The organism is Dietzia sp. SLG310A2-38A2 (assembly GCF_014145095.1).
GTDB lineage: Bacteria > Actinomycetota > Actinomycetes > Mycobacteriales > Mycobacteriaceae > Dietzia.
The window spans coordinates 1-2,917 of sequence record NZ_JAALDX010000223.1; the positions used below are offsets into that span (position 1 = coordinate 1).

2 protein-coding genes are annotated in these 2,917 nt (G+C 67.0%); one reads left to right on the forward strand and one right to left on the reverse strand.

Annotated elements, in window-relative coordinates; all coding sequences use genetic code 11:
• Nucleotides 1–1,623: 1,623 nt before the first annotated feature.
• Nucleotides 1,624–1,941 carry a hypothetical protein gene (locus G6027_RS18730; protein WP_241726944.1) on the forward strand — a complete coding sequence of 106 codons (318 nt, stop codon included), beginning with the start codon at nucleotides 1,624–1,626 and terminating at the stop codon, nucleotides 1,939–1,941.
• A gap of 120 nt (nucleotides 1,942–2,061) precedes the next feature.
• On the opposite strand, the gene G6027_RS08375 is transcribed toward G6027_RS18730, so the two are convergent.
• A partial coding sequence (locus G6027_RS08375) for a bile acid:sodium symporter (protein WP_182636772.1) occupies nucleotides 2,062–2,917 on the reverse strand: 856 nt, incomplete at its 5' end.

Sequence of the window (2,917 nt, forward strand, 5' to 3'; positions counted from 1 at the left end):
TGAGTTCTCAAACAACACCACCACACCGTCGCCATGTGGCACCATGGCCACATACCTTCGGGGGAAGTCGCTGCTCTCCATCGGAGGCAGCTCGCCTACTCTAGCGGACCGAAGCTGACCGGTCAAGCCGGTCGTTCGGCCCCCTTTCGCGAAGCCACCGCCCGAAACCAGGACTCGAACCTCTCGGCTCGACCCCCGCTCCCTGGCGGCTCCGATAAAGTTACACGCGCCCCAACAGAACACCAAATCGCCTGGTCACCGCCGTCTGTTGTCTCGCTGCTGATCCACCACCTCAGCACGTCGGTGGTCACTGTCGCCTGCCCTCCCTCACGCATCTCTGACCGCATGCGCGCCGTCGGTTGCCTGCCCCGAACTCCGGACCCGGCCTGGTGGCCGGCCAGATTCGACCGATCGACCTCTCGCCGTCGAGGGCTGTCACCGCGACTCGCGCCCGACGTAGTACCGAGCTATCACGCCCGAGCCCCGCCGTACCCGGTCTCTGATCCTCCACGGACTCCGCGGCCGACATCCCACTCCCGACGCGAACCCGACCGGAGGAGCATCCGGTCCAACCCCCTCGAGCCGAGGTGGCCACGATGGCGTGAGCGCTCGTAAGCAGTGAGCAGTGACCAGGGACCAGTGGGCAACCTCCACACGCGACCGGGCCCTGCACGGGTATGTCTCCCCGTGCAGTGGCTGCCGATCCGCGGGCTGGAGTCAGAGCGCTGGCTCGGGATGGAACGGTTCCCTCCGGCGGTCTGGGGGTGGCTGGACCGACAGTCGGTGAGTTCATGGACACCCGAGACCTGTCGGTGCCGGTCCCGGTCCCGGCGACAACCCACCCGTACGACCCCGGTCCCCACACACGAAGTCCCGGGTGAACTCGCGCAGGGGGCTCGTCGGGTCGGGGTAGTTGCGCTCTGTGAATCCCACGAGCTACCGAGCATGATCCCGCGCCAGGCTCCCCGGCAGATGTTGCTCGGCTCCGCGACCGCGTATGTCCGGAGCTCCTGCACCGTGCCGGAATCCCAGCCAGGTTGGCGTGGCCTCAGCGGACCACGGCCGTGCACACCCTGCTGTGGCGGGCTGGTCGTGGACCGCAGTGCACCACACGTGGACCCAGCTGGTTACCCACCTGTCCATCACCACCTGGTGGGTGCTGGCGGCCCGCCACCGAACCGGTCGACCCGTCCACCCGACGGCGTGAGCCCCAAAGGACGCGCGGCCTGCGCGGGAGCGCCGACGGTTGATGAGGAACAGACGGGTCAGTCCCACAGGAGAGCTCACCGGTCGGGACAGCTGCCGCGGGGCGCACTACTCCCTCAGGCCTACGCGGAGTCGACACCCCACTCTGACGGCACCGTCTACGGTGCGAAGTTATGACATCGACGAGTTCGAGAAGAGCAGTGATCTTCCACGGGTACGGCGCGACACCTAAGGACCACTGGTTCGGTTGGCTCGCCGAGCACCTCGATCAGGCAGGCATCCCCACGCGGATACCTGCCTTGCCGGATCCCACGGCACCGAGCAGGGACCGGTGGGCGGCGACCACCGCGGTAGAGCTCGGGCGCCCGGGGGGGAGAGACCATCGTCGTCGCGCACAGCCTGGGATGCCTCACCGTTCTGCGGCATCTCGCCGCTCTGACGGGTCCGTGGCAGGTGGGCACCCTCGTCCTCGTCTCGGGGTTCGTCGACCCGCTGCCAGCGCTACCCGGACTGCACGACTTCATCGGGGACGGCGTGAACCTGTCCGGGATACGAGAGAAAGTCGGGTCGCTCACCATCATGCGATCCGACGATGATGAGCACGTCCCCGTGGAGCTCACGGACCACCTTGCCGGGCTTCTCCACACGTCCGCTCAGATCGTCCCTGGAGCGGGCCACTTTCTCGCGTCCGACGGAGTCACGACCCTGCCCCACGCCCTCGACGCCATCGTGTGAGGCCGGCACCGGGGTCTCGATGCAGCCTCCGATTGCGCGGCCGTCGGTCGACCCACTGCCCCTCCAGCGTGCGCGGGCCCCGGAGAGAATCCGGCAGCGAGCCAGCGATCCGGTCCGGGTTCACCGTCCCGGCGTCGCGGCCGAGTCGATTCTGAACACCAGCGGGAGCACCCATACGACGAAGATCATTCCGAGGAGCTCGACCAGAGACTGCACCACGATCACGACCGCTGCGACCTCCAGCCCCTGGGGCAGAGACAACGCAAAAGGAAGAACGATGAAGGAGTTCCGGGTTGCGAATCCACAAGCGAGAGTCCGGGACTGTGCGGCTGGGAGGGAGAGCGAGACCGCCAGCACCTTCGCGGTCAACACGGCCGCGAGCAGGAAAGCCACAAACACCGGGACCACGACGGGGAGGACGTCCAGCGCGCCGAGCACCGTCTCGACCTGAGCCGCCGCAACGAGGAACACGACGACTGCGAGAAGCGGGATCGGCGCCCAGGCCCACCGATCCCGCACCACGTGACGTGCCGGCCGGGCGCCGACCCACTTCTCCGTGAGCGCAGCGGCGAGAAGCGGAACCGCAATGATGATGAGCGCCGGAGCCGCCAGGTCGAACGAGACCAGGCCCTTGACCTCGCCCCGCGCCATGAACAACAGGTAGAGAGGCAGCAGAAAAAGCTGAAGGGCCAGGGTGACGGGAGTCACCGCGATAGCCCGGGGCACATCCCCTCCAGCGATCTGGGTGAAGCTGATGAACCAGTCGGTGCATGGCACGAGCAGTACCAACAGCACACCCAGACGGATCGCGGGGTCGTCGGGAAGCAGCGACACCATGGCCCACACCATCAGTGGCAGGAGAACGAAGTTCCCCAGTAGAACGGCACCCGTGAACCGGAGGTCACGCCAGGCGGTGAACAGGTGAAGCAGCGGCACCTGCAGGAAAGTGGCCCTTCCGGATTTAGAGTGCGTTGAT